Genomic DNA, 20817 nt, shown 5'->3' with positions numbered 1-20817 from the left:
TACGATTACCTGCCAAATTTCCTGTCCTTGAAAGCAAGCAACGGTTTTTCGAAGTACGAGTAGGAGAGTGATGCCACCAGCACGGAGCCCGCGACACTGAGTGAGTAAAGAGCAATTTGGTACACGGGTCCTTCCCATTTCGGTGAGTATGCGGTTAGCAAATTAATCACCACCACAATCACGGCCACATGGTAGAGGTAAAGTCCGTACGATATTTTCCCAAGATGGTCTATAATGGGATTTGCGAGACTAATAATGGTATTGGGGTTGCAGGAAACGTTCAAAACAAAAAAGGCGAAGAAAACCGCATATACTTCCAGAAAACCAGTGAAATGCACGCCGGAGAAAAACAATGCGATTAATACCAGATAGGCAGCGATTTGGAGATCTTTTCGGAAGATCACTTCGAGTACCCGTGTTTTGTTTTTATAAACCAGCCACGCGCAAAATCCCCCGAGCGCCATGGTTTGGATCCGGAACTGTCCCAAAAAAGTGGAGATCATCGCTTCCTTGATTTCTTCGGAAGGATTGATGAAATGGATGCCCAAAAAGAGAAGTCCGGCAGTTAATGCAAGGAAGAAAAGGATGATCGGAATGCGTCTTTTAGGATATTTAATCAGCCAGGGCCAGAGGTAATAGAACTGTTCCTCGACGCCGATCGACCAGGTTTGCGCGCACCAATAAGGTAAATCGTATAATACGAAAGCGTAGTTGGGCAGGACAAGAATGAGCAGTGTAAGCCTTTCAGCCAGATTAACGTGCAGCTTCTCTTCGGTTCCGGGGTAATCGAAAATGCTGAAATGAGGAAAAACGAAAAACGATAAGCCGATAATGAGGAAGTAAATCGGCCAGATCCGAAAGATCCTTCGCAGATAGAATTTTTTGGTATCTACATTTCCAAACAGCCCCCGTTCTTCCAGTAATAAGTAAGTGATCAGAAAACCGCTCAGTACAAAGAAAAGGCCAACCCCAAGTCGGCCGGCATGCTGTATGATTGGAGATTCGTACAGGTTTGCAATTCCTAAGGCATGTTTGGCCTGTTCAAGGTGATGAAAAATAACCAGAAGTGCCGCAATGCAACGAATGCCATTCAGATTTGGGAAGTAACGCTTTTTTTCCACCTAATACCTTCGATTATTCGAACCACGCCATCCATTTTCCCTGCGCCTTCATCACTTGCTCGATCAGATCGCGAACTGCGCCACGGCCACCGTTTTTTGGTGAAATGTAATCCGATAACGCAAGAATTTCCTCCGCTGAATCGGCGGGACATGCAGCCAGGACGTTGGTACGCATCACTTCATAATCGGGAAGATCGTCGCCCATGAACACAATTTCGTCTTCGGTGAGATTGGTTTCTGCTAGGTATTTTTTAAAAACGGGCAGTTTTCCGTCCGGGGAAGTGCCGATGAAAATATCGCTAACTCCCAGGTATTCAAGTCTTTTGCGGACTCCTAACTGATTCTGAGCGGAAATAATAGCAACCCGGTAGCCCATTTTCACGGCCCGGTTTATGCCATAACCATCTCTTACATTGAAAATGCGCGGTTGCTCGCCACTTTCCAAAGCAATCACACTCCCGTCGGTCATGACGCCGTCAATGTCGAAGATAAAGGTAGTAATGCGTTCGAAGCGCTGAGTTAATTCAGAATCCATAGGTTGATATATAGTGAATCCTGCAAATATAGGCTAACTTTTTCCCGGTCGGCGCGGGTTCTCATTATTTTGAAATATAGAAGTTGCGGATCTTGTCCGTCATAAGCCTGTAAATCTCCGTCCAGTCTTCATTTGTTTCCTGCAGGTATTCGAGATGTCTGCCCGTCGTTTTCCAGTCTCCCCGCCGGGCCGGGCCGGTTTGTCCGAGAGCCGGGTCGTTGGAAAGCATGGCTTTGTAAATGGTGGTTTGGATTAATGGTTTGAGTAGATCAAAACTTAGCTGCTCGCGATCAAGCAGATCGTGGGAAATGGTAAGCATGTAATTGGTGAAATTACTGGCAAAAACTGCCGCGACATGCAGAATGAACCGTTCATCGGAATCCATTCTGTTTACATTATCACTCACACTTTGACCCAGCTGGATCAGCTTATTCTCAATCAGCTCATTTTTCGACTCGATACAAAAAGGTAATTCTTTATAATCCATTTCGACTTCTTTGGTAAAAGTCTGAAGTGGATAAAAAACGCCGGTATGCACGTATACGTCGGAATAAATTTCCACCAGGTTCTGAAATTCAGCCAGCGATTTCGTGCCCGAGGTGTGTACGAGAATAACTCCTTCTGGCAGAACGACACGTTCAAGAACCGTTTCAATGGCGTCGTCACTCACGGCGATCACGATGATCTCGGCTTCGCTATCCGAGAAATTCAGGTCCGGCTGAATGTTGGTATCGTATAAGGTTGACGCCAGCTGGCGCGCCTTTTGGGTGTCACGGCTGTAAACTTCACAAATCCAGTGACCGGCATCCTCAAATGCCTGGGCAAGATGCCATGCCACATTTCCGGAACCAATGAAGGAGATTTTCATGCAGAAAAATTGATCATGCAGTAAGTTATTGGTTGAAAGGCAACTAAGCAAATCACGGTACTAATGGAGCCGTTTGCGCTGCTGAGGTGATTCCATCCGGAAGTTCCAGGATACGGATATTGCGGAAATGTATCTCGGCACCTTCGGCTTCCAGGCAGATATAGCCACGCTTGCGCTCGGAGGCCCGCAATCCGTTAACAAACTTTCCATTAACCGACAGTTTCACGGTTCCGTCCACACAAACGACCACATATTTATTCCATTCGCCTTTTCCTTTGGCGCGTTTTTCTAAAGATTTGCTTCTTATACCACGTGGGTTATCCGGTATTGCCGTCATTCCCATCGTCGGGAACAGCTCGCCGTGTACGTAATCGTCGGTTACATTGTGTAGTTTAGCATAATCGAGCTCCAGCATCTGAACCTCAATGGCTTTTGTCAGCGGATCGTGCTCCTGGGGAGTGCCTTCGCTCCATATAAATACGCCGGAGTTTCCACCCGCCTCCATGTGTTTCCACTCGACTTCCAGAATGAAATTTTCGTACTGGCGATCACTCCGCATAACTCCAATCGGTTTACCGGAGCAGATCAGCGTTCCATTCTTCACTTTCCAGGTTTCTTTTGAAGTATTAACATCTACCCAGCCATTCAGATTTTTGCCGTTAAACAGGGGTTTAAATGAAAGCATTTCAAAATCCTGAGCCTGGATGTTAATGCAATACAGAAGCAAAAATGTAAGAAATGCGGTTTGCGACAGCCGGTTGAGGGGTAGCAAGATCTTTTTCATTGAAAATTGTTAATGGTTCAGGATAAATAAAAATGAAATACGGACAGTTACTTTTACATAAATCCGTGTCTAAATAGCATATCTTTTTGTTACAAATCAATCTGACGGTTTAATGAGACTTATAAAATTAATGGTGCTGGCGGGGATAATTATGAATGCTTCTGTCGGTTACGCTCAATATGGAGCTCCGATAAATGCGGGCTTCGATGTAGGGGCCGGAGCAACGGATAATTCGTTTGCACCGTCGGTACTTTACTATGAGGCAATTGGTATTCCACGAGCAAACTGGCTTCAATTTTCACTTGGGATCCGAGCCTGGGGCTACTACGCAAACAGGACCAACCTATATACAAAAACCGCGAACCCACAGGATTATATGGAATACCGAACCGTGGCAGCAAATGGGCTGAGCTTTGTTGTTGGAGCCAACATTAAATTTTGGCGAATCGATCTGGGCGTGAATACCGATCTGGCTGGTTTGGCATTTGGTACGCAAAGACATGGGTTTTATGAAAAGACAACGACGATTAATCCCGGTGTGGGACAACAGAATTATAATCAATGGCTGGCGACATCTCCGGTGATTTTGAATGTGCTGCCACTGGCTTTTAAGAATAATAATGGCCAGTCCGAGCTTTATGCACGGATTTTTGTGGCAAAAAGGCTGGGAATAAAACTCGGCTATGTGTATGGCCAGCTGGCTTATTTAACTAAAAAGTCGGACGGTAAGAAGGTTTTGCTGGATAACCGGCAACGCCGTTTTTCTGACAACTATGGAGTTCCATACGTCGCCCTGACTTTCCACATTGCTAATTAATAACCTGCCAGTGCATTGCATTTGGCATAAGTATGGGATTACTTGCTGCCGACTGCAGCTTGCTAAATTCTCAAACGAACTTGTAATTCAATTTGTTAAACTCTATATTTGCACTCCCATTTTGCGATGGGACTGTCTTGTTACAGTGTAAATTATTGAAAATCAATTAAATTTTTTGTTAATCGTGGATACGTTAAGCTACAAAACCATCTCGGCGAACAAAAACACAGTAAACAAGGAGTGGGTTGTTGTGGATGCTCAGAATGCAATTCTTGGTCGTTTGGCCAGTGAAGTTGCTAAAATTATCAGGGGCAAACACAAGGCCAGTTACACTCCTCATGTGGATTGTGGTGATAATGTTATCATTATCAACGCCGACAAAATTAAGTTGACAGGTAAAAAGATGACCGACAAAATTTATGTTCGTCATACAGGCTACCCAGGAGGTCAACGTTTTCAAACTCCCCGTGAGTTGCTCGAGAAACACCCGGAGCGTGTAATCGAGAAAGCCGTAAAAGGTATGCTTCCAAAGAACCGTTTGGGACGTCGTTTATTTACAAACCTGTTTGTTTACGCTGCTGCAGAACACCCTCACAGCGCTCAGCAACCTAAAGAAATCCAGTTGTAATTCATGGAAGTGATCAACACAATAGGCAGAAGAAAAACAGCCGTGGCCCGTATTTATATGACGCCGGGCAAAGGAGATATTAAAGTAAACGGCCGCGATTACAAAGAATACTTTCCATTCGAAGTGCACCAGATCGTTCTTCAGCAACCTTTTGCTGTTATCAGCGGAGGCAATGGTTATGATCTTAAAGTAAACGTAAGAGGTGGTGGAATTACAGGTCAGGCGGAAGCGATCCGTATGGCTGTTTCCCGCGCACTTTGCGAATACAACGGAGAGTTCCGTGGCGCGTTGAAAAAAGAAGGATTTCTTACACGTGACCCTCGTATGGTTGAACGTAAGAAATACGGACGCGCTAAGGCTCGTAAGAGATTCCAGTTCTCGAAACGTTAATAGAAATGGTCATTCGTGGTCATTTATAGTTACTGGGTCATTTATTGTTATTCTATATTTTAAACAACAAATGACTATCAATGACAGCAAATGACCGCGCGGCGGACCGCAATCAATGACCAAAGTTGTCCAGACAGTACTTATCGTGCCCGATGTGCTGTGCTGCGTAATTTGAAAAACATTCTAACATTTAATCTGCAATGGCACAAATAGAATATAAAGAACTATTGGATGCAGGTGTCCATTTTGGTCACCTTACCCGCAAGTGGGATCCACGCATGGCTCCATATATCTTCATGGAGAAGAACGGGATCCACATCATTGACCTGAATAAAACTTTGAGCTGCATTAATGACGCTGAGGCTGCATTAAAGCAGATCGTTCGTTCAGGACGTAAGATCATGTTTGTTGCTACTAAAAAACAAGCTCAGGAAATCGTAACAGAAGAGGCGAAACGCCTTAAAATGCCTTACGTAACTGATCGCTGGTTGGGTGGTATGCTTACAAACTTCGGCACAATTCGCAAGTCTTTGAAAAAAATGCAGACTCTTGAGAAGATGCTAAAAGACGAAACCACGGTTAGCAATATTGCGAAAAGAGAACGCCTGATGCTTACACGTGAAAAGGATAAACTGGAAAGAGTGTTAGGTGGTGTAGCTGACCTTACCCGTCTTCCTGCTGCCCTTTTCATCGTTGATGTAAAACGCGAGCACATTGCAGTTTCAGAAGCAAAAAGATTGAACATCCCCATTTTTGCTATCTGCGACACCAACTCAAACCCCGAATTAGTTGATTTCCCAATCCCAAGTAATGATGATGCTTACAAAGCAATCTCATTGATCACGCTGGCAATTGGAAAAGCAATCGAAGAAGGTTTGATGGAACGCAAACAAGATAAAGACGATCAGCGCCTGGTTGAAGAAGAAGAAGCCAAACGTCAGGTTGACAAAGGCACAGAGGAAGCTGCTCCTGCTGCACCACGCGCAGAAGTAGCTGAAGAGGCAGTTGCTGATGGTGGAGAAGAATAAAAATTAGGGCGATATGGCTTGGGTTTCACAATCCACGTGTGTATCTGATTGATAAAAATAGCCCATAGCCATTTTGCTATGGGCTATCATTTTTTTAAGGAATATTAATTCATATTAAATCAAATCATGGCAATTACCGCACAAGATGTAAACAAACTCCGCCAAATGACTGGCGCGGGGATGATGGATTGCAAAAAAGCGCTTCAGGAAGCTGATGGCGATTTTGACAAAGCCGTTGATATTCTTCGTAAACAAGGACAAAAAGTAGCTGCAAAACGTGCAGATAACGCTGTTTCTGAAGGAACCGTTGTAGTTAAAATCAGTGCAGACGGAACGAATGGTAAACTCGTTGCACTTGCATGCGAAACAGAACCAGTTTCGAATGTGGAAGATTTTAAAAATCTTGCACAAAGCATCCTGGACAAAGCCGTGGCAGATGATATTTCTGATAAAGAAGCATTACTCGCCGCAACTTTGGCTGATGGCCGTCCGGTGAGCGAGCATATCGTTGATTTGGTAGGTAAATTAGGTGAAAAGCTTGAAATCACTGCTTACGAAAGCATTACGGCTGATCAGGTGGTTCCATACATTCACTCGAATGGAAAATTGGGCGTGCTGGTTGCGTTTAATGGCGTTAATGGAGCGGACGTGAATGAGCTTGGTAAAGACGTTGCTATGCAGATCGCTGCCATGAAGCCAATCGCTCTTGATAAAGACGAAGTTGATTCTGCGACAGTTGAACGTGAGATCGAAGTTGGCAAGGAACAAGCCAGAGCAGAAGGTAAGCCTGAAGCTATGCTAGAGAAAATCGCACAAGGCAAACTTCAGAAATTTTATAAGGACAATACACTTTTGAATCAGGAATTCGTAAAAGATTCTTCGCTGACAATTCGCCAGCTTTTGGAAAAAACGGCCAAAGGATTAACTGTGAAGTCCTTTAAGCGTATATCGATTGGCGGATAGTAATTTTCGTAATAAAATAATGTTGACAACGCCTGGTATGTATTTGTATACCAGGCGTTGTTTTTTAATATTTACGAAAAATAAGTGCTAGTCAAATTTTTTTTCACACACTATCAGTGATTTTCTAATTCGGAATGATTGACAAATTAGTAGGTAGTTGTTCAACACAAACTGCATCGGACGAAGAATTAGTAGTACTTTTTTTGAAGTCAAACGACAATCGTCATTTCGAAAAGCTGTACGATAGGTACGCATACAAAGTTTATAAGACGTGCGTTTCCGTAACGAAGGATGCCTCCCTGGCAGAAGATTTGATGCATGACATCTTTTTAAAGCTGATAACGAAGCTGAACACCTTCAAAATAGAAGCAAAATTCTCAACGTGGCTCTTTAAAGTAAGCTATAATCATTGCATGGATTTCATAAGATCCGGCAAGAAAAACATCATTACCGTACACGGAGAAGAGATCGAAATGCAAGACGATTTTGACATCAATAAGATATTTGAGATTGAAGAAGTTGATACCATTGGTCTCAGAACAGCATTAAGCCAGCTAAATCTTGAAGAAAAGGCATTACTCTACCTTAAATATCTTGAGGGCCGCAGCACGCGGGAAATTTCAACCATTTTCAGTCTTACCGAAAGTGCGGTGAAAATGAGACTGATGCGCGCCAGAGAGAAACTTCGCAAGAGATACCTGGAGGCATTTCTGAATGCCTGATTTTTTAAAGTTTTAAAAAATACGTTACCTTACCGTTCACTCCTTGCTTCGATTTAAGTTACAAAGTAGAAGCCCAATGATTTGAATAACCAACTCCAATGATGATGAGCCGTAAAAATCTCGTTAAATACCTCACGTTTCTTGTTCTAATTCTCTTAAAAACATCAGCGGCATACGCCCAGAAATTCGATTTTGCCAACCCGCTTAATGCAGGCAAGCTAAAAACTGAAAGTGATACTGTCTGGAAGAAAATCGAGTTTGGCGCTAACCTGAACCAGGGATCATTCAGTTCTAACTGGACCGGTGGCGGGGTAAATTCAGTCGCACTCGGGTTGTTTTTTAATGCGCTGAACGAAAAGAAAAAAGGCAAAAATTCGTGGAGAAATGACTTCCAGTCACAGTATGGTGTTGTCCGGAATAAAGGGCAGCAAAGCCGTAAGAATGCGGATCGTTTATTTTTCGATACAAAATATAACCGGGCGTTGAGTGGCAAATGGAGCCTTTTTGCCAATGTTAACTTCCTGTCTCAATTCGGTAATGGCTACAATTACGTGGAGAATGGAGACTCTGCGATGGTCAGAAACAAGGTTTCCGGCATTTTAGCCCCGGCTTATTTAACCGAGGCTATCGGTATCGAGTACCGACCGGTACCCTATTTTTTCATTGATTTAGCTCCCGGCGCACTTCGTCAAACCATTGTGATTGATACAAACTTATATGTAAATACGCCGGACCAGAAAAATTACGGCGTGCCAATTGGAAAGCGTGTCAGGACCGAAGCTGCATTGATACAGTTGGTTGCGAATTTTGATAAAGACATTGCAAAAGACGTCAATCTGAAGTTTCGGTATTTACTGTTTTCAAGCTTCCAGCATCCATTGAATATCGATAACCGTTTGGATGCGATGCTGACTGCGAAGGTCAATAAATATGTGAATGTAAACCTTGGAGGTATACTGGTTTATGATCAGGATCAGAGCAAGGATGTACAATTCGCCCAGGCTCTCAGTATCGGATTTTTATATGCTTTTTAATTTCATTCAACTAACCTCAACTTGTTATGCTTCAGGAATTCAAGATTTTTATTGCCAAAGGTAATGTCCTGGATTTGGCCGTCGGTGTTGTTATCGGTGCTTCTTTCGGAAAAATTACCACTTCATTGGTAGAAGACATTATCAATCCAGTGCTCGGTTTGTTGATCGGTGGCGTAGACTTTACACAACTTAAAATCGTGCTAAAAGAAGCAGTCGGAGAAACTCCGGAAGTAGCCATAAAATATGGCAATTTCATTCAGGTATTGATTCAATTCATCATAATCGCCTGGGTGATTTTCATGGTTGTGAAACTCGCTAACCGATTGAGATTTTCTGAGTCACTTAAAAAGGAATAGGTTTATCGCATAGTAAAAGGTTGTGAAAGAGGTATATCTGATATGCCTCTTTTTTTATTAAGCTTTATTGAAGTTTTAGTCAAAAAAGTTTTGGTCAAATAATTTACCTTCGTAGTTAACGCGCGATTTTCAACGTTTAAATTCATTTTTGTGCAAAAGAAAGTTGTCATTTTGGGAGGCGGAGAAAGCGGTACCGGAGCAGCTATCCTGGCTAAATCCAAAGGATTTGATGTTTTTTTATCAGACAAAGGCCAGCTTCACCAAAAATATATTGACGTTCTGACCGATCAAAACATTGCATTTGAGCAAGGTCAGCATTCCGAGAATGCAATTTTAGAATGCGATCTGGTCATCAAAAGTCCGGGTATTCCGGATACAGTTCCATTGATCGTCGCATTAAAAAAAAGAGGAGTTCAGATCATTTCTGAGATCGAATTCGCATCACGTTATACGAATGCAAAACTAATTGCCATAACCGGGAGTAACGGAAAGACAACCACGACGCTGCTCACATATCATTTATTGAAAAATGCAGGAGTGAATGTGGGACTTGCCGGTAATATTGGCGAAAGCTTCGCCTGGCAGGTGGCTGAAAAGGAATTCGATCACTACGTGCTGGAAATCAGCAGCTTTCAGCTTGATAATATTATAGATTTTCACCCGTCCGTTTCAGTTATTCTCAATATTACACCCGATCATCTGGATCGGTATGGGTATGATTTTCAAAACTACATCGATTCAAAATTCAATATCATTCGAAATCAGACGGCCGAAGATTATCTGATCTATTTTGAGGATAGTCCGGAGATACTGGCTGAATTTGAGAAGAGAAAGCCGGCAGTTTCCATGATTGGTATCTCTTTAAATCAAAGTTTAAAAGAAGGAGCCTACCTGGAAAATGGGAAACTGGTCGTTAAAATCGAGGGCAAATCTTTCGAACAGGATTTTTCGGAATTGCCGATTAAAGGTCCGCATAATGCCGTCAATGCGATGGCAGCAATTTCAGTAGCAAAACTGGTTGGATTGTCAGACGAAAAAATATCAGAAGGATTAATATCATTCAAAAACGCGCCACACCGACTCGAAATCGTAGAAGTGATTCAGGGTGTCACTTATGTGAACGACTCCAAAGCAACGAATGTAGATTCTGTTTTTTATGCATTGGGCAGCTTTGAAAAAGGCGTAATTCTCATTGCCGGAGGTGTTGATAAAGGCAATGATTACAGCCAAATTGAAGAATTGGTGCGTAATAAAGTAAAAGGTTTAATAGTTTTAGGTAAAAGTGTCGACAAGCTCCGGGACTATTTTTCAAATATCGTTCCCCAAATTTACACGACCCAGGACATTCAGGATGCTGTAAATAAAGGAAAAGAATGGAGTGAACCGGAGGACATTGTATTGTTGTCGCCTGCCTGTGCGAGCTTTGATTTGTTTCAAAACTATGAGGACAGAGGAGACAAATTTAAAGCTGCGGTCAGAAATCTTATCAGCCACCCATAATCCTAAATACATTGTCAGCGGTTACCAACATGGATTTCTTGCAAAAAGCAAGGGAAGACACGCAGGTTTGGTTTGTGAAAAACCTCAAAGGCGATCCCTGGATCTGGGGAATCTGCATCATCATGCTTTTGTGGAGCATTGTCGTTGTTTACAGCGCCAGCGTGAAAGATGCATATAGCCAAATGGATGGTAATACCGAATACTATTTGTACAAACACGTGCTGCTGTGCTTCATTTCCCTGGTGGTCATGTACTTCGTCCATCGCATTCCGTATATCAAGTTTGTATATGTGACCCGGCTGGCAGTGTGGAGTTCGATATTGTTATTGATTTTCACCATGTTTTTCGGAACGTCGGTGAATGATGCAGCCAGATGGATCGAGATTCCGGTTATCGGACAACGTTTTCAACCTTCTGAATGGGCCAAGGTAGCATTAATAGCGCATCTATCGCTGATTTTAGCGCGGCATATCAAAGGTGGCTGGAACACGCGGGAGTTGTTTATGGAACCGCTCTCGCTTGTTGGAGTGGTTTGCGGGTTGATTTTCGTCAGTAACGTTTCAACGGCAGTGATGCTGGCTGGAATCTGTTTTTTGCTGATGTTTGTGGGCAAGGTACCGATGCATTATCTGTTTTTTACGGCATTAGGGCTGGTTTTTTTCGCTACCATCGCAATTCTTCTTAATTCTACCCAAAGAGCCGGTACCGCACAAAATCGTATTTCTGCATTTTTTGATAAAGATGTCGTTGTGTATCAATCTCAGCAATCTTATATGGCGATGGCCCGCGGCGGATTGTATGGCGAAGGGGTTTCTAAAAGCCGCCAACGAAGGTTTCTGCCTGAACCTCAAAAAGACTTCATTTTCGCGGTAGCCGTGGAAGAGTACGGAACGCTGGGAGGCACCATTCTGATTGTTTTCTATCTCATTCTGCTATATCGGGGACTCAAGGCGATCGAGGCTACGAAGCGTCCATTTGGCGGGTTACTTTCCGCCGGGCTTACATTCATTGTGGTCAGTCAGGCTTTTTCGGCAATGGCCGTGACTGTGGGCCTGGTACCTGTAACGGGGCAAACGCTGCCGTTTTTTAGTCAGGGCGGGACGTCGCTGATATTTACCGGCATTGCCATGGGAATGATACTGAGTGTTAGCCGTGGCGAAATCGCAGAAGAGAAACGCATTTAAAAATGTCAAAAAAAGTGATCATTAGTGGCGGTGGTACCGGCGGACATATTTATCCGGCCATCGCCATTGCCAATGCATTGCAACGGAGAGAGCCCGATCTCGAAGTACTTTTTGTAGGTGCATTAGGGAAAATGGAAATGGAAAAGGTACCCAGAGCGGGTTATAATATTGTGGGATTGCCTATTGCCGGAATTAAGCGAGCGATTTCGATCGATAATCTTGCACTTCCATTTAAGCTTTTGAACAGTTTATTGAAGGCGAAGGCTATAATTAAAGATTTCAAACCTGATGTCGCGGTGGGTGTCGGTGGTTTTGCGAGCGGGCCATTGTTAATGATGGCTTCCCTGGCAGAAATACCTACGTTAATACAGGAACAAAACTCCTACGCAGGCATTACTAATAAATTTTTAGGCAAAAAAGCTTCGAAAATCTGCGTGGCGTATCCGGGAATGGAGGCTTTCTTCCCAAAAGAAAAAATAGCATTGCTCGGGAATCCGGTGCGGAGTGATATTGTCGATGTTTCATTGAAGAAGAAAGAGGCACTGACGGAGTTTGGTCTGGATCCTGAGAAAACCACTTTGTTTGTCATGGGTGGGAGCCTTGGAGCGAAATCGATCAATGAAAGTATAGATGCAGGGCTTGAACGATTGACAAATGCAGGTTACCAGGTGCTATGGCAAACGGGAAGAAATTATATTGACACTGCCCAGGCTAGTATTGCGCGAATAGGGACGAAACAGGTGAAAGCTTTTGATTTCATCTACACCATGGATTTGGCTTACGCGATGGCAGACGTGGTAGTTTCCCGTGCCGGTGCATTGTCAGTTTCTGAATTATGCCTGGCGGCGAAACCATCCATTTTGGTGCCGTTTCCGGCCGCATCGGAAGATCATCAGACTAAAAATGCATTGACTTTGGTAGAACAAGACGCGGCTTTGCTGATTAAGGATTCGAATGCGAAGGATGATCTGGTTACCAGAGCGCTGGAATTGCTGGGAAACATTGAGCAGCAGGAAAATCTGAAAGTGAATATTCGCAAGCTTGCCAGACCCGGCGCAGCAGATGATATTGCCGCGGAAGTTTTAAAATTAATCAGGTAATTGCCTCAAAATTAGATTTATATGTCATCTTCCATGACTAGCTGGAATAATGTTTACTTTGTTGGAATCGGTGGGATTGGGATGAGCGCGCTGGCGCGTTGGTTCAATGCGAATGGATTTTTCGTTGCGGGTTACGATAAAACGATGACTCCACTTGTTGAAAAGCTCATTGAGGAAGGCATTGAAGTAACCCTGGAAGATTCGGTAAATGTAATACCACCGTCGTTTTTAGAAGATTCTGACAAAACGCTTATCATTTATACGCCGGCCGTGCCAGTGCAGCATAAGCAGATGTACCATTTTAAACAGGAGAATTTCCTGATTTTGAAAAGATCACAGGTTCTTGGAATTCTTACCAAAAATTTAAGAACGATCGGGGTTGCCGGTACCCACGGAAAAACGACAACGTCATCACTTGTTGCACACATTTTGAAATACGCCGGGGTTAATAGTACGGCATTTTTGGGTGGGATCACGCAAAATTATGGCACTAACCTGCTGCTGAACGAACCCACGGCCAATCTGGAAGAGGTTTTCTGTGTGGTGGAAGCAGATGAATTCGACCGTTCATTTCTGACGCTTTTTCCCGAAATAGCGATTGTCACGTCGACGGACGCCGACCACCTGGACATTTACGGAAAGCATGAAGCTGTTTTGGAATCGTTTGGCGATTATGTAAGTCAAATTGACGACAATGGGGTATTGTTTATGAGAGAAGGGCTGACACTGGCGGATAAAACGAATGCGGATGTCTTTACTTATTCACTCAATAGCGGGGACTATCATTCGTCCAACTTACACATTGAAAATGCACGCTTCGTTTTTGATCTGGTGCATCCTGATGGGGTGATCGAAGAGATCGCAATGAGAATTCCCGGCTACCATAACATTGAAAATTCTATTGCTGCCAGCGCAGTTGCATTATATATTGGGATTTCGGGCCAAAAAATAAAAGAAGCCCTGGAAAGTTATAGAGGAGTGAAGAGACGCTTTGAATACCAGGTCGAGCAGGATGACCACGTGTACATTGATGACTATGCACATCACCCGACTGAGATTGAGGCTTTTCTTTCATCGGTGAAAGGATTGTACCCGGGAAGACATGTTACAGCGATATTTCAGCCTCACTTGTTTACGCGTACCAGAGATTTTGCGGAGGGGTTCGCGGAGAGCCTGTCATTAGCAGACCGGCTACTTTTGATGGAAATTTATCCGGCGAGGGAATTGCCCATTGAAGGGGTTAACTCAGAAATGATCCTGAAAATGGTGAAATCAGCCGACAAACAACTGGTAGCTAAAGAGAATGTACTGAGTGTTTTAGAGCATCTGGATACCGATATTATCGTCACAATCGGGGCTGGAGATATTGACACGCTGGTTGGGCCGGTAAAGAACCTGCTCCTAAAACGGTTTGCGAATAATTAGCAAAAGCATTTTTAATATTACTAAGATGTTACGTAAATTTGATTATTCATGGCTTTTGTTGAAACGTAGTTTGTGGCTCATTTTGCCAATTGCGGGAATTGGTATGGCCGAAAGCAGACTTAATCTGCAGCGGTGTAACAATCTGGTAATTGAGATTAAAAATGATTCCGGGGCTCGGTTTTTGAATCAAATGGATGTACGGATGCTGCTGACTGAAAATGGAAGCGATCCATTGCTTGGAAGTAAGTTAAGTGATGTAGCACTTCATGATCTCGAAAAACGGGTAACACGAAATAGGCTCATCAGAAAATGCCAGGTCTTTCGTGATCTGAGAGGAAATATAGTGGTAGAAGTAGAACAGGAGAAGCCGCTGGCGCGCTGGATTAATGCTTCGGAAAATGGGGAATTGCGGAACACATCAGGGTACTATATCAATTATGAGGGAAATATCTTCCCTCTGTCAGAAAGTTATTCAGCAAGGGCATTACTGGTTTCGGGATCGTTTTTCAATGATTCCAAAAAGATGCAGACCGCAACAGGATCTTCTGTTATGGAATTACTGCGTTTCCTGAATACAGATCCGTTTTGGAAAGCTCAGGTGGCACAACTTAATGCAGACAAAGATGGTGAAATCAGCCTGATGACTGTTTTAGGAGATCAAAAGATCGAATTTGGAATGGCAGATGACTATCAGGCCAAGTTTGAAAAGCTAAGGTTATTTTATGATAAAGTCCTGAGCCGGGATTGGAGCAGGTATAAAAGAATAAGTGTTAAGTTTCAGGATCAAATCGTCTGTGAATAGCAATTCACCATCAACATGGCACACGAAAAAATTGTAGTAGGAGTAGATATAGGCAGTACAAAAATTGCGGTCGTTGCAGCGCAAGGCGTCTCTTCGGGCTCTCGTCAGAAAAATATTGAAATCCTGGGTTTTAGTGAAGTTCCGCTTCCTCAAGGTGCCGTAGTAAATGGTTCTGTAGAAAATATAAAACAGGTTGGCAGTGCAATCCGTGAAGCTTTACAAGAAGCTTCTTCGCGTTCGGATCTTGACATTGGGGTGGTGAATGTAAGTTTTGGCGGCTCGCTTGTAAAAGTAACTGCGCAAAGTGATGGCGTTATCCGTCCATCGGCTTCATCCGGCGAAGAAGTTACACAACGTGATGTAGATCAGTTGGTTGATGACATGTATCGTGCCAAAATAGAGCCCAATTACGATGTATTGCATGTTTTGCCCATGGACTTTGTCGTAGACAATTCAATGGGTGTGAAAGAACCCGTCGGCAGGACCGGTATTAAACTTGGTGGTAATTTTCTGATCGTATCTGCGAATAACCAGTCCATTATGCGGACTAAGAAAAGCCTGGCTGATGCGGACCAAGGTTTGAAATGTGATAAAATGGTATTAGGCTCGCTGGCAACCAGTCTCGCCGTTTTGACCGATAATGAAATAAAAGCAGGGATCGCATTAGTAGACATTGGGGATCATACGACGGATTTAATCATTTATCAGGATCGCATTATCCGTCACATTGCTTCATTTCCTATTGGTGGCAGACATATCACCAGCGATTTGGCGATTGGATGCGGTATTCAAAATGAAAATGCGGAGCAATTGAAGAAGGAATACGGCTCGGCTATTTCTTCCGACATTCCTTTGCATATTGAGATCCTGGTTAATTTTCTTGCGGGAAGAGCTCCCAAGCAGGTTTTGAAGAAAAACGTGGCATTAATCATCGAATCCCGTTTGAAAGAAATCGCGGCTATGGTTTTTGCCGAAATCATTGATTCAGGTTATCTCGATAAATTAATCGGCGGTATTGTGCTCACTGGCGGCTCTGCCAACATTGATAACATCGAAGCTCTTTTTGAAAAAGTGACCAACATGTCCGTAAGGGTAGGTTATCCTGAGAATCTGGAGAGAACGGCGAAAGCAGACGCGGTCAGCAATGCATCCTTCAATACGGCTATCGGACTTGCCTGGGCAGGTCTCAAATCAATTGATCCAAGAGTGCAATCAGTTTGCAAGCCGGCTACGGTAGCCAGCGCGACTGTAATCCATAAAGATAAACCCAAGGAAGTGAAGAAGGAGCCTGTGAAAAAGGTCGGAACCTTCTGGGATAATATCAACAACATTATTGGTAAAAAGGACGATAGTTTAGACGACTATTGAAAATCAGCAGAAGTTATACAACTCAACCCCGGGCATTATGAACACAAGCTTGTTGCAATCTTTAGACCAGGATTATATAGTGAACGAAATCGTCAAAGATCAACCGAATAACGGAAGGAATGGAGAACCGGCTATCATTAAAGTGATAGGTGTTGGTGGTGGTGGCAGCAACGCTGTTAACTACATGTACGAAAAAAAGATTACGGATGTAGAGTTTGCAGTTTGTAATACAGATAGACAATCGCTCGCGAAAAGTCCAGTACCAGTCAAGATACAACTGGGAGCTACCTTGACCCAGGGGTTAGGAGCAGGTACGGATGCCGTGAAAGGAAAAGAAGCTGCGCTGGAAACCATTGAAGAGATTAAAGCTCTCCTGGGAGGCTCTACTCAAATGGTTTTCATTACGGCAGGTATGGGCGGAGGAACGGGGACTGGGGCAGCTCCGGTTATCGCCCAACTTGCCCGCGAAATGGGAAAACTTACCGTAGCGGTAGTAACAGCTCCATATACCTGGGAGGGACTTGATAAAAAAGAGCAGGCGCTGGATGGTATTGACCAACTAAAAAAATATTGCGATACAGTATTGGTGGTTTTGAATGATAAGCTGGAAGAGCTTTACGAAGACATGACCATTACTCAGGCGTTTGCGGAAGCAGACGGTATATTGCTGAATGCAGTTAAAAGTATTTCTGAGATTATCACGACAAGCGGAAACATCAACACGGATTTTAAAGACGTTGAAAAGGTGTTGAAAAGTGCGGGGCAGTCGGTGATGGGTACGTCCGAATCGATGGGTGCTCAACGTGCTCAGACAGCAATTAAAGACGCATTGAATTCGCCTTTATTGAATGACAGAGACATTCGGGGTGCAAAACGGATTCTTGTTACATTGGCCACCAGCAAAAAGAATGAGGCGACCATGAAGGAGCAGCGGGAGATATGGAGTTACGTTCTTTCGCAAGTGGGTGGAGAAGCAAGGATGTTTAAGCTGGGAACAATCACAGATGAATCGCTGGCCGAAAAGTTACGGGTTACCATTGTGGCAGCGGGGTTCGATAGCATTGAATCGCCGATTCCTGGTATGCCAATGACCAACCTGCGTGGAACGGTTGACGATCCCATTGCAATTGATTTTGTAGATGAAGTCGAGGAGGTAGATGAAGAAGGTGAATTGGTACTTACCGGAGAGTTGAACGGAAATACACCAACCGGAGGAGTGGAGTTGATTATAGAGCCTGGCTTTAATTCCGGAGAATCGCAAACCGCAACCGAAAATGATGATTGGTCGGACGAAGAAACCGAACGACTTGAAATCATGGTAAGATCGTTTAGAGATAAGCTTGTGAAATTCCCTGATCTGGAAGGTCCGGCATATCGGAGAAGTAAAGTCGAGCTATGGAAGCGTCCGACAATTCCAGCACAAGAAATGGAACAACATTGGTTGAAATAGCAAAAAGGGAAGCATTAGCTTCCTTTTTTAGTTTTGGCTCAGATCAGAAATGAATAATCTGGCCGGCCTGGATTTCAATTAACTCTTTATATAATGCATTTGAAATAACCTTATCACTATAATGCGATTTAATCTGGGCTAGTTTGACACGCATCGCGAGGGTATTCATTCCCAAATAGCTAAACACATCATTCAAATGGCTTAAAGCAATTGCTGCCCCCTGCATATTAGATGATAGTCCTACCAATGCAGCCTTTTTATTTGCAAAACTATTTGGATAAGGTAATCCGTCGATGAATGCTTTTAGTACACCCGGGTAAGATCCATTGTATTCGGGAACCACAAAAACAAATTTGTCCGTATTCTCAAGTAAGGATTTCAGGTTATTGAAGTCTTCGTTTTTGCCCGTATTTTCATATAATGCAGAAACGGTAAAATCATGGGGAAGATTAACCAGATCCAGAATGATGCTGGAAGCTCCCAGATTCGTGAGAATACCCTGATAATATTCGGCGATTTTACGCGACATGGAGTTGGGTCTGTTGGTTCCAACTATAATCACAATGGGAGAGGTACTGGAAGTCATGAATAGGTGGTAAATGATCCGGGTTTTTCCATTAGCCCGGATAAAGATCAAGCTGTTTTAGTAACAAATTATAGCTGAAATTGTTCAAACCGGGATTGAATGCGTAATGAAAGCAGAAGATTCTAACAAGTCGCATTCGGGCCCGTTTTCATGATACATAACATTTATTAGTATATTTGAAGCCTGATTTTATCATGAAAAGTTGGTAAAAGTCTGCTCAACAGTCTTTTATTCAGATATTAACCCACAAACAGTATGTCCTGGTTTATTCGGAAAGAGAAAGGTATCAATACACCAACTGAAATGAAGCGTGAAGCTCCGGATGGTTTGTGGTACCAATGTTCAAATTGCAAGAAAATTACCCCTACCAGAGAACATAAGCAGAACGCATTTACATGCCCGCATTGCAACTACCACGAAAAAGTAGGCTCGGAGGTATATTTCAATCTGTTGTTTGATGATAATGAGTTCATTGAGCTGGACGAAAACCTTACTTCGGGCGATCCGCTGCATTTTGTGGATACGAAAGCATATCCCGACCGCATAAAGTCTACCATGCAAAAAACCAGTTTGAAAGACGCTGTGCGTACCGGTCATGGAAAAATGAATGAAATTGATATTGTGATCGCTTGTATGGATTTCAATTTTATTGGCGGTTCAATGGGCTCCGTTGTGGGTGAGAAAATTGCCCGGGCGATCGTATATGCATTAGAACATAAACATCCGTTTCTGATGATCTCAAAATCGGGTGGTGCCCGGATGATGGAAGCTGGCTTTTCATTAATGCAAATGGCCAAAACGTCCGCACGTCTTGCACAACTAGCCGAAGCAAAGGTTCCATACATTTCTCTTCTTACCGATCCAACCACTGGCGGTGTGACTGCTTCTTACGCGATGCTGGGAGATTTTAACATATCAGAGCCGGAAGCATTAATCGGATTTGCTGGCCCTAGGGTTATCCGGGAGACAATTGGTAAAGATCTGCCGAAAGGATTTCAAAGTGCAGAATTTGTCCTGGAACATGGTTTTCTTGATTTCATCGTTGACAGAAAAGACCTGAAAGATAAACTAACAAGTCTGCTTACCATGATCCGTTGATATGCGTCTGGTCTCCCATCCGGTTCTGTGTAATTACTATGTAACATACCGTTGCAATGCTTCATGCAGTTTCTGTGATATTTGGGAAAAGCCGTCGCCCTACATTACACTTGACAATCTAAGAGAGAACTTACGGGATTTGAAGGCACTCGGGGTAAAGGTGATAGACTTTACCGGTGGCGAGCCTTTGTTGCATCGTGAGCTGGATGTGTTGTTGCGCGAGGCAAAGGCGCATGGGATGATCACGACGGTCACAAGCAATGGATTACTTTATCCAAAACAGGCCGAAAAGTTAAAAGGCCTGATCGATATGCTTCATTTTTCGCTGGATTCTCCTGATAAGGATGAACATGATAAGTCCAGAGGTGTGAAGTGTTTTGATAAGGTAATGGAATCCATTGAAATCGCGAGGACAATTGGGGAACGTCCAGATATCATTTTTACCGTTTTTGAAGATAATGTAGATAAGATCAGGAAGTTGTGGGAAGAAGTTTGTCTGCCTAACGACCTCGTATTGATCCTGAATCCGGTTTTTGAATATAATAATGTCGGCTCAAATCTTTCGAAAGAAGCTTTGAACGAGTTGCTTTGGTGGGGGAAACAGAAGAACGTCTACCTCAATGATGCATTTATCCAGCTGAGGTTAGATGGTGGCAATCACGTTGATGATCCCATTTGCAGGGCCGCAAGTACTACCATTGTCATTTCACCCGAAAATAAGCTTGTGCTGCCTTGTTATCATTTGGGTTTGAAGGATTTCCACATCGAAGGAAAACTTTTTGACCTATACCATTCCGACGAAGTTCAAAAATTGGTCGCATTAGAAGGCAAACTTCCTGCGTGTGAGGGGTGTGCGATCAATTGCTATATGCAGCCTTCGTTTGCTGTGGAGGTAAATAAGTATTGGTGGAAGGCATTACCCAGCACCATCAAATACAACCGAATGAAAGGTACCTGGAAGCAAATGGTGCGGTTCTAGACACTAAAGGCAACTTTCTTTTCTTCTTGTATCCGTAATGTTGCTGATTTTCCAACCAGATCTGGTCTGGACCAGAGTA

Annotated in this window: 22 protein-coding genes; 17 read left to right on the top strand and 5 right to left on the bottom strand. The window is 43.4% G+C overall.

Going from position 1 to position 20817, the window contains the following annotated elements; all coding sequences use genetic code 11:
- Positions 1-5: 5 nt before the first annotated feature.
- The 4 genes from LZG72_RS06910 to LZG72_RS06895 all read right to left on the bottom strand — a co-directional run bounded on the left by LZG72_RS06910 (position 6) and on the right by LZG72_RS06895 (position 3308).
- Complete coding sequence (locus tag LZG72_RS06910; protein ID WP_233869326.1) at positions 6-1121, bottom strand: acyltransferase; 1116 nt, start codon at positions 1119-1121, stop codon at positions 6-8.
- 13 nt (positions 1122-1134) lie between these two features.
- Positions 1135-1656, bottom strand: a complete 522-nt coding sequence (locus LZG72_RS06905) for an HAD family hydrolase (RefSeq protein WP_233869323.1) — start codon at positions 1654-1656, stop codon at positions 1135-1137.
- A gap of 64 nt (positions 1657-1720) precedes the next feature.
- A complete protein-coding gene (locus tag LZG72_RS06900; protein WP_233869320.1) occupies positions 1721-2524 on the bottom strand; it encodes a Rossmann-like and DUF2520 domain-containing protein in 804 nt (267 codons plus the stop codon).
- A gap of 52 nt (positions 2525-2576) precedes the next feature.
- A complete protein-coding gene (locus LZG72_RS06895) occupies positions 2577-3308 on the bottom strand; it encodes a DUF1080 domain-containing protein (protein ID WP_233869317.1) in 732 nt (243 codons plus the stop codon).
- 112 nt (positions 3309-3420) lie between these two features.
- Between LZG72_RS06895 and LZG72_RS06890 the strand changes: the two genes are divergently transcribed.
- From LZG72_RS06890 to ftsZ, 15 genes are all read left to right on the top strand, one after another.
- The gene (locus tag LZG72_RS06890; RefSeq protein WP_233869314.1) at positions 3421-4125 is read left to right on the top strand and encodes a hypothetical protein; all 705 of its coding nucleotides are present in this window, start codon (positions 3421-3423) and stop codon (positions 4123-4125) included.
- Between the two features lie 184 nt (positions 4126-4309).
- The gene (rplM, locus tag LZG72_RS06885) at positions 4310-4753 is read left to right on the top strand and encodes a 50S ribosomal protein L13 (protein WP_233869311.1); all 444 of its coding nucleotides are present in this window, start codon (positions 4310-4312) and stop codon (positions 4751-4753) included.
- Positions 4754-4756: 3 nt separating this feature from the next.
- Positions 4757-5143, top strand: coding sequence for a 30S ribosomal protein S9 (gene rpsI / locus LZG72_RS06880; protein WP_138283237.1), 387 nt, complete (start codon positions 4757-4759; stop codon positions 5141-5143).
- A 200-nt stretch (positions 5144-5343) separates the two neighbouring features.
- The gene (gene rpsB, locus LZG72_RS06875; protein ID WP_233869308.1) at positions 5344-6171 is read left to right on the top strand and encodes a 30S ribosomal protein S2; all 828 of its coding nucleotides are present in this window, start codon (positions 5344-5346) and stop codon (positions 6169-6171) included.
- A gap of 126 nt (positions 6172-6297) precedes the next feature.
- Positions 6298-7134: a translation elongation factor Ts gene (gene tsf, locus LZG72_RS06870; protein ID WP_233869305.1), complete on the top strand. Its 837-nt coding sequence runs from the start codon at positions 6298-6300 to the stop codon at positions 7132-7134.
- 134 nt (positions 7135-7268) lie between these two features.
- Positions 7269-7856: an RNA polymerase sigma factor gene (locus tag LZG72_RS06865; RefSeq protein WP_233869302.1), complete on the top strand. Its 588-nt coding sequence runs from the start codon at positions 7269-7271 to the stop codon at positions 7854-7856.
- A gap of 104 nt (positions 7857-7960) precedes the next feature.
- Positions 7961-8890, top strand: coding sequence for a DUF3078 domain-containing protein (locus tag LZG72_RS06860; protein WP_233869299.1), 930 nt, complete (start codon positions 7961-7963; stop codon positions 8888-8890).
- Positions 8891-8916: 26 nt separating this feature from the next.
- On the top strand, positions 8917-9246 hold the full coding sequence (mscL, locus tag LZG72_RS06855; protein ID WP_233869296.1) for a large-conductance mechanosensitive channel protein MscL: 330 nt from the start codon (positions 8917-8919) through the stop codon (positions 9244-9246).
- A 150-nt stretch (positions 9247-9396) separates the two neighbouring features.
- On the top strand, positions 9397-10746 hold the full coding sequence (gene murD / locus LZG72_RS06850; RefSeq protein WP_233869293.1) for a UDP-N-acetylmuramoyl-L-alanine--D-glutamate ligase: 1350 nt from the start codon (positions 9397-9399) through the stop codon (positions 10744-10746).
- A 29-nt stretch (positions 10747-10775) separates the two neighbouring features.
- Positions 10776-11930, top strand: a complete 1155-nt coding sequence (locus LZG72_RS06845) for an FtsW/RodA/SpoVE family cell cycle protein (protein WP_233869290.1) — start codon at positions 10776-10778, stop codon at positions 11928-11930.
- A gap of 2 nt (positions 11931-11932) precedes the next feature.
- Positions 11933-13030, top strand: coding sequence for an undecaprenyldiphospho-muramoylpentapeptide beta-N-acetylglucosaminyltransferase (gene murG / locus LZG72_RS06840; protein WP_233869287.1), 1098 nt, complete (start codon positions 11933-11935; stop codon positions 13028-13030).
- Positions 13031-13051: 21 nt separating this feature from the next.
- The gene (gene murC / locus LZG72_RS06835) at positions 13052-14455 is read left to right on the top strand and encodes a UDP-N-acetylmuramate--L-alanine ligase (protein WP_233869284.1); all 1404 of its coding nucleotides are present in this window, start codon (positions 13052-13054) and stop codon (positions 14453-14455) included.
- Positions 14456-14480: 25 nt separating this feature from the next.
- Positions 14481-15257 carry a cell division protein FtsQ/DivIB gene (locus tag LZG72_RS06830; protein WP_233869281.1) on the top strand — a complete coding sequence of 259 codons (777 nt, stop codon included), beginning with the start codon at positions 14481-14483 and terminating at the stop codon, positions 15255-15257.
- A 15-nt stretch (positions 15258-15272) separates the two neighbouring features.
- Positions 15273-16625, top strand: coding sequence for a cell division protein FtsA (gene ftsA / locus LZG72_RS06825; protein ID WP_233869278.1), 1353 nt, complete (start codon positions 15273-15275; stop codon positions 16623-16625).
- A gap of 37 nt (positions 16626-16662) precedes the next feature.
- Complete coding sequence (gene ftsZ, locus LZG72_RS06820) at positions 16663-18075, top strand: cell division protein FtsZ (protein ID WP_233869275.1); 1413 nt, start codon at positions 16663-16665, stop codon at positions 18073-18075.
- A gap of 43 nt (positions 18076-18118) precedes the next feature.
- On the opposite strand, the gene LZG72_RS06815 is transcribed toward ftsZ, so the two are convergent.
- Positions 18119-18661 (bottom strand): NADPH-dependent FMN reductase, encoded by a 543-nt coding sequence (locus tag LZG72_RS06815; protein ID WP_255700941.1) that lies wholly within the window; start codon positions 18659-18661, stop codon positions 18119-18121.
- A 255-nt stretch (positions 18662-18916) separates the two neighbouring features.
- Here LZG72_RS06815 and accD point away from each other — a divergent pair, with 255 nt between their 5' ends.
- Complete coding sequence (gene accD / locus LZG72_RS06810; RefSeq protein WP_233869272.1) at positions 18917-19759, top strand: acetyl-CoA carboxylase, carboxyltransferase subunit beta; 843 nt, start codon at positions 18917-18919, stop codon at positions 19757-19759.
- Between the two features lies 1 nt (position 19760).
- Positions 19761-20738, top strand: coding sequence for a radical SAM protein (locus LZG72_RS06805; protein ID WP_233869270.1), 978 nt, complete (start codon positions 19761-19763; stop codon positions 20736-20738).
- Positions 20739-20817: the final 79 nt, after the last annotated feature.

This window comes from Dyadobacter sp. CY323 (assembly GCF_021390245.1).
In the GTDB taxonomy this organism is placed as follows: domain Bacteria; phylum Bacteroidota; class Bacteroidia; order Cytophagales; family Spirosomataceae; genus Dyadobacter.
Note: the sequence above shows the minus strand (reverse complement) of the source record. Positions and strands in the feature narration are given on the sequence as shown.